The organism is Aliivibrio sp. S10_S31 (assembly GCF_014694495.1).
Classification (GTDB): domain Bacteria; phylum Pseudomonadota; class Gammaproteobacteria; order Enterobacterales; family Vibrionaceae; genus Aliivibrio; species Aliivibrio fischeri.
Genome location: NZ_JAAUWR010000038.1, coordinates 1 through 6,251 on the forward strand (window position 1 = coordinate 1; position 6,251 = coordinate 6,251).

Below are 6,251 nucleotides of genomic sequence, written 5' to 3' on the forward strand. Positions count from 1 at the left end.
ACACCGCCGTAGATTTTTGCAAGTGTAGTACAGATAGCAGCTGTTAGAGTTGTTTTACCGTGGTCAACGTGGCCGATAGTACCAACGTTTACGTGCGGTTTCGTACGTTCAAATTTTTCTTTAGACATGGATAGTCCCTCTAGGTACGGATATTAGTGGCTTTGAATGACCACGTAACCAAATATAGATTGAATATATGATTTTTTAAAAGGAGAAATAGGCAATCTGGTGCTAATACCCAGATTTGAACTGGGGACCTCACCCTTACCAAGGGTGCGCTCTACCAACTGAGCTATATCAGCGCACAAAAGATATGGAGCGGGCAGCGGGAATCGAACCCGCATCATCAGCTTGGAAGGCTGAGGTAATAGCCATTATACGATGCCCGCACACGTAACTCGATTGAGCTATTTAACCTGAAATATGGTGGAGGGGGACGGATTCGAACCATCGAAGCTTTCGCGGCAGATTTACAGTCTGCTCCCTTTGGCCACTCGGGAACCCCTCCAAATTTTACTTCTACCTTTCGAAAAAAGTAAAAGTGGTGCCGACTACCGGAGTCGAACTGGTGACCTACTGATTACAAGTCAGTTGCTCTACCTACTGAGCTAAGTCGGCACAATTGGTGCGCATTCTAGTGAATCTAGAAATATCATGCAACTGAAAATTCAAATAAAACGTTTTTTTTTGCTTTTTTACTCAAAAAGTTGTCTATCTCATCAAATCCATAACCAAAAAGTAATAAGACCGCTTTTTTCTTAAAGAGGCTTATTGTATTGTTCAACATTCATTAATCCATTAGGTAAGTCATGTGAACTCTTATTTAACATTTACTCGTGAGCATTGGGCTGAATTGAGAAAATCAACGCCTATGACACTTACAGAAAAAGAGTTAACGAGCTTACGAGGCATCAATGAAAATATAAGCATTGATGAAGTGAGTGAAATTTATTTGCCTTTAATTCGCTTGTTGCAATTACATATTGATAGCCATCGCGAAAAAAATATTATTTTAGAAAAATTTCTTTCACATCAAGATATAAAGTCACCTTTTATTATTGGTATAGCAGGAAGTGTTGCAGTAGGAAAAAGTACAACAGCAAGAATCATTCAGACTCTGCTCAAACAGTTATTACCACACTTAGATACTCAACTGGTGACAACAGATGGTTTTCTTTATCCTAATGAAGTTCTAAAAGCTAAGAACATCATGCATAAAAAAGGCTTTCCAGAGTCTTATGACACCCACTCTTTGGTTTCTTTTGTTTCTGATGTAAAGTCGGGGAAAAAATCAGTATCAGCACCTTTATATTCACACCTGACTTATAACGTAACCGGTGAGCGAAAAGTTGTTGAATCGCCTGACATCTTAATCATTGAGGGTTTAAATGTACTTCAAAATGGTAACGATTATCCTGATGATCAGCATCACCGTTTTGTTTCAGACTTTCTTAACTTCTCTATATATGTTGACGCATCACCAGAACAACTTAAAGAATGGTATGTTGAGCGTTTTTTAAAATTACGAGAAAGTGCTTTTAAAGAAAATGGTTCTTATTTTTCGCACTACACAGAATTATCTACCGCAGACTCAATTAAAAAAGCTCAACATATTTGGGATACAATTAATGGCCTCAACCTTGAGGAAAACATCTTACCAACAAAGAATCGAGCTAGTCTTATTCTTTCAAAAGGTGAAAACCATTCAATTAATCAAGTGGCAATAAGAAAGTAGCTATTATTTCTTTATAGATATTTCACCACCATTATAAGCCGTTAGACCATTAGCATTGATAAGTAGCAGTGCACCTTGAGCATCAATACCGTTGCAAACTCCTGTAACGGTACCATTTCCTAATTGAAGCGAAATTTCTTGGCCTTTAAAATTGTCATATCTATTCCATCTTTCAACAAAGTGGGATAAGCCAAAACATTCAAACGCTTTCATCGTTTCTTCAAGCGAAACCAATAATGCATTCGCTAATTTATTTCTAATATGGTTTTGGCCAAGAATTGTTTTTAAATCAACCCAAGGTTGGTCTATTTCAGAAGTAAATCTTTCACTAAGGTCAACATTAATTCCGATACCTATGACCACATGGGCGGCACCACCTGATTGAGCTGAAAGTTCAATAAGAACACCGCCTAGCTTTCTGTTATTCCAATAAATATCATTAGGCCACTTTAATTTAAGATCACTACAGCCTAAATTTTCCAGGGCTTCAACAACAGCAATACCAACAGCTAAACTTAAACCCATCGTAGCAGCAAGACCATCATCTAACCTCCAATAGAGAGACAAATAGATATTTCCACCAAATGGAGATATCCATGAGCGCCCTCTTCGACCTCGTCCAGCAGATTGATATTCAGCTATACAAGATTGTCCGCACTCAAGAGAAGTCATATTATTTAGCAAATACTGATTCGTTGAATCAACAACGCCAAGAACTTCAGGTTTTGGTAGCTTATTATGAGAAACAAGTTCTTGTTGTAATAACTCAATAGAAGTTGAGAGTGAATAGCCTTTACCTTTTACTTTGTAAATCTCAAGTCCCCAACTCTGAATCACATTAATGTGTTTGCTTATTGCGGCTCGAGAGATATTAAGTTGTTCACCTAGCTCTTCACCTGAATGAAAGTGTCCATCACTAAGCAATCTTAAGATCTCAAGTTTTTTAGTGTATTCTTTCATCAAAGAGCTCCGATAAAAAAGATTCTTCACCATTTAGATAAAATCTAACTTCATGTTCAAGTTCAATATCATACATATCTAAGACAATGTTTTTTACATAATTTGCTAACTCTAAAATATCTTCAGATGTCGCTGTACCAGTGTTAATTAGCACCAACGCTTGTTCTTGATGTACTTGGGCTCCATTAATTTTGAAACCTTTTAAACCAGCATTATCAATAAGCCAACCAGCAGCTATTTTCTTCCCTTCAGTGACATCATAAGCAGGTAAATTAGGGTAAGTTTCACATAAGGCTAAATAGTGATCTTCTGATATAACAGGATTCTTAAAGAAACTACCTGCATTTCCAATCACATTTGGATCAGGGAGTTTTTTACTTCGAATTTCACAAATTTTATCAAATACGTTCTTAGGTGTGGTTTTACTATTTCGTAAATCACTCAATGGGCCATAAGCAAGAACAGGCTGCCATTGTTTATTTAAACGAAGTGTTATCGCTGTAATGATGCAACGATCTTTGAGCTCGTGCTTAAAAATAGATTCTCGATAACCAAATAAACATTCTGAATTCTTCAATGTTTTAATTTGAAGTGTTTCAAGATCCAAATATTCAACAGACTCACATATATCTTTTAGCTCAAGACCATAAGCACCGATATTTTGAATAGGAGCAGAGCCTGCACAACCTGGAATCATTGCTAGATTCTCAATGCCGGCGAATCCATTATCAACACACCACTCAACTAATGCAGGCCAATCTTCTCCACTAGAAATTTTCAGCAAATAATCAGTATCCGTTTCTGTTACTGATTTTCCGAAAAGTCGATTAAGAACAACGACACCATTAAAGTGATTACAAAATAAGGTATTACTCCCTCGCCCTAAAGGTAGTTTTGTCATGTCTGTGTATTTTTTATCAGACCAAATATCAATTAGATCCTCTATAGAATCAGCTTGAATGATTAAATCAGCACTCTCGTTAACTGAAAAACTATTATAAGGCTTAAGTGTTTTATTAAGTAAAATCTGCATAGTGCTGTATTTAATTGATTAGATTAAGTACATTCTAACTTAATACATAACAACTATATAGAACAGAGCTAATGAATCTTACCGTTTCTCATCTAGACAAATTACGCCTTCCTTTATTGCATAAAATCTACAAGGAAAACTACCCGTCAGGAAAGCCTAAGGGAAAAGAAGAAATAATAGTAATAGAGGGGGATAAGAAAATCTTAGGGGCTATGCGTATAAAGACCTATGAAGAGTGTCATTTTTTAACAGGAATGATGATAATCAAAGAAAGAAGAGGCGAGAGTCTTGGAAGCCAACTGTTATTTAAGTTAGATAAGTTTTTATCATTAAAGTACTGTTACTGCTTTTGTGAACCTCAGTTAAGTCAGTTTTATTTAAAAAGCAATTTCATGCATATAGATAAAAAGAATATTCCTTATGTACTCAAATCTAAGCATGATAGATATACAAACACGGGAAAAGAATTGGATATCTTGGTCTATAAAAAAACTGACAATTAGATATTACTCTCGGCAATACACGTTAAGTTTGCTAAAATCTATCCCCTTATATTGATTATTTAATGATTGGTTATGAATTTGAAACCTCAAGAAGGTAAAGAACAGCTGTCTAAGCTCCCAATGTTGTCTCAAAATCCTGAGAATATTAAGATTCTTCACACCGCTGCAGATTTTCGGTATGAACTTCTTAAACAAATAGAAAATGCACAACAACGCATTTATATAGTTGCACTTTACTTAGAAAATGATGATGCTGGTAGAGAAATCTTTACCGCTCTGTATGAAGCTAAACAGAAAAATCCGACACTAGACATTAATGTTCTTGTTGATTGGCATCGAGCTCAAAGAGGACTTATCGGTGCTGAAAAGAGTGATGGTAACGCAGCGTTATATCGAGAATTTTCTGAAAAATATGAGCATTCAATAAATGTCCTTGGTGTTCCAGTAAGAAATAAAGAAGTTTTCGGCGTTTTGCATCTAAAAGGTTTTATCTTTGACGACACCGTTGTTTATAGCGGCGCTAGCTTAAATGATGTATACCTTGCCCATAAAGATAAATACCGTTTCGACAGATACCACGTTTTAAATAATGCTCTTCTTGCTAATTCAATGGTTTCATTTATTAAGAAAACATTGATTGCTAGTCCTGCTGTAAATTGTTTATCACAACAAAATAGACCTGATACAAAATCCCTTAAGCCAGAAATTAAAGAGTTAAGAAAGCAGCTCGGTTTAGCAAACTACCAATTTACGTCTCAGACAAGAAAAGAAGGTGAAGTTGGTATAACACCTCTTGTTGGCTTAGGAAGAAAAGGGAATAAATTAAATAATTATATTCGCACTCTTTTAGCATCAGCCACATCTGAAATTACAATCTGTACTCCTTATTTCAACTTTCCTAAACCTATTGCAAAAGAACTTAAAAAAGCACTGCGACGAGGAGTTAAGGTAACAGTTATTGTCGGTGACAAAACTGCGAATGATTTCTACATTTCACCTGAAGAAGAATTCAAAACTATTGCAGGATTACCATACCTATATGAGATAAACCTAAGAAACTTTGCTAAAGCCAATGAAACTTACATTGCTAGCAGACAATTATCTCTTAACCTATGGAAACATGAGAACAATAGTTTTCATTTAAAAGGTATGTGGGTAGATAAAGAATACACACTAATTACAGGTAGTAATCTAAACCCAAGAGCATGGAAACTAGATCTTGAAAATGGACTATTATTGCAAGACCCTGAACAGTTACTTGTAGGTACGAAGCAAGCTGAGCTAGATGTCATATTAGAGCACACGCAATTAATTGGTTCATATAAGCAAGTAGATAAGCTTGATAGTTACCCTATTGAAGTAAAAAAATTAATCAAAAGAATTAAGCGAATTAAAGCTGATCATATATTAAATCAAATTCTATAATTTGGCTTTGGGTATGCATTAATCCTGTGCATACCCATTTTAATATTTAAGCTGTACAAAAAGCCCCGCCTCTATTTATTCATCTAAAATTACACGTCCTAAACTCTCCATCATTTATTATCTCAACATAAGTAACTATATTTAGCTACATTTTATCAAGTTTAAGAGCAACACATCCCCCGACCTAACAAACCGCTAAGCCCTCTAATAGAAAGCCTCACCAGCGGAATTACCGCTTCGCTCTGTTTATCTCATTCTGTTTTCTACAAACGTAAAAAAGCCCTAATCTTTCGATTAGGGCTTCTTAGTATAGTGGCGGAGTGGACGGGACTCGAACCCGCGACCCCCGGCGTGACAGGCCGGTATTCTAACCAACTGAACTACCACTCCGCAGTGGACTACTTGTCGTCGCTGACAAGTGTTCATAACACTTTTGTCTTCACTTTTTAAAAAAGTAAAAATAAATTGAAAGCCTGGCGATGTCCTACTCTCACATGGGGAAACCCCACACTACCATCGGCGCTATTACGTTTCACTTCTGAGTTCGGCATGGGATCAGGTGGGTCCATAATGCTATGGTCGCCAAGCAAATTCT

General features: G+C 36.2%; 6 protein-coding genes, 5 tRNA genes and 1 rRNA gene. 3 read left to right on the top strand and 9 right to left on the bottom strand.

From position 1 onward, the window contains the following. The 5 genes from HC728_RS19075 to HC728_RS19095 form a co-directional block, all read right to left on the bottom strand. Positions 1–128 (bottom strand): GTP-binding protein (locus tag HC728_RS19075; RefSeq protein ID WP_238933831.1); only part of this gene is annotated, 128 nt, incomplete at its 3' end. 98 nt (positions 129–226) lie between these two features. Beyond that, positions 227–302: transfer RNA gene (locus HC728_RS19080), tRNA-Thr, on the bottom strand. A gap of 12 nt (positions 303–314) precedes the next feature. After that, a tRNA-Gly gene (locus tag HC728_RS19085) sits at positions 315–389 on the bottom strand. 35 nt (positions 390–424) lie between these two features. Continuing rightward, positions 425–508: transfer RNA gene (locus HC728_RS19090), tRNA-Tyr, on the bottom strand. A gap of 34 nt (positions 509–542) precedes the next feature. Next, positions 543–618 (bottom strand) — tRNA-Thr (locus tag HC728_RS19095). 193 nt (positions 619–811) lie between these two features. On the opposite strand from HC728_RS19095, the gene coaA reads away from it, so the two are divergent. After that, positions 812–1,735: a type I pantothenate kinase gene (gene coaA, locus HC728_RS19100; RefSeq protein WP_063646508.1), complete on the top strand. Its 924-nt coding sequence runs from the start codon at positions 812–814 to the stop codon at positions 1,733–1,735. 3 nt (positions 1,736–1,738) lie between these two features. Here the strand turns inward: coaA and birA are convergent, their stop codons facing one another. Together birA and murB are read right to left on the bottom strand one after the other, a co-directional pair. After that, on the bottom strand, positions 1,739–2,695 hold the full coding sequence (birA, locus tag HC728_RS19105) for a bifunctional biotin--[acetyl-CoA-carboxylase] ligase/biotin operon repressor BirA (RefSeq protein WP_190395920.1): 957 nt from the start codon (positions 2,693–2,695) through the stop codon (positions 1,739–1,741). After that, positions 2,679–3,728 (bottom strand): UDP-N-acetylmuramate dehydrogenase, encoded by a 1,050-nt coding sequence (gene murB, locus HC728_RS19110; protein WP_190395921.1) that lies wholly within the window; start codon positions 3,726–3,728, stop codon positions 2,679–2,681. The genes birA and murB overlap by 17 nt, the downstream gene beginning before the upstream one ends. A gap of 71 nt (positions 3,729–3,799) precedes the next feature. Here murB and HC728_RS19115 point away from each other — a divergent pair, with 71 nt between their 5' ends. Together HC728_RS19115 and pssA are read left to right on the top strand one after the other, a co-directional pair. Beyond that, on the top strand, positions 3,800–4,231 hold the full coding sequence (locus HC728_RS19115; RefSeq protein ID WP_190395922.1) for a GNAT family N-acetyltransferase: 432 nt from the start codon (positions 3,800–3,802) through the stop codon (positions 4,229–4,231). 72 nt (positions 4,232–4,303) lie between these two features. Then, on the top strand, positions 4,304–5,656 hold the full coding sequence (gene pssA / locus HC728_RS19120; RefSeq protein ID WP_190395923.1) for a CDP-diacylglycerol--serine O-phosphatidyltransferase: 1,353 nt from the start codon (positions 4,304–4,306) through the stop codon (positions 5,654–5,656). A 313-nt stretch (positions 5,657–5,969) separates the two neighbouring features. Here the strand turns inward: pssA and HC728_RS19125 are convergent. Next, positions 5,970–6,046, bottom strand: a tRNA-Asp gene (locus HC728_RS19125). 81 nt (positions 6,047–6,127) lie between these two features. Next, positions 6,128–6,243, bottom strand: a 5S ribosomal RNA gene (gene rrf / locus HC728_RS19130). Positions 6,244–6,251 lie beyond the last annotated feature (8 nt).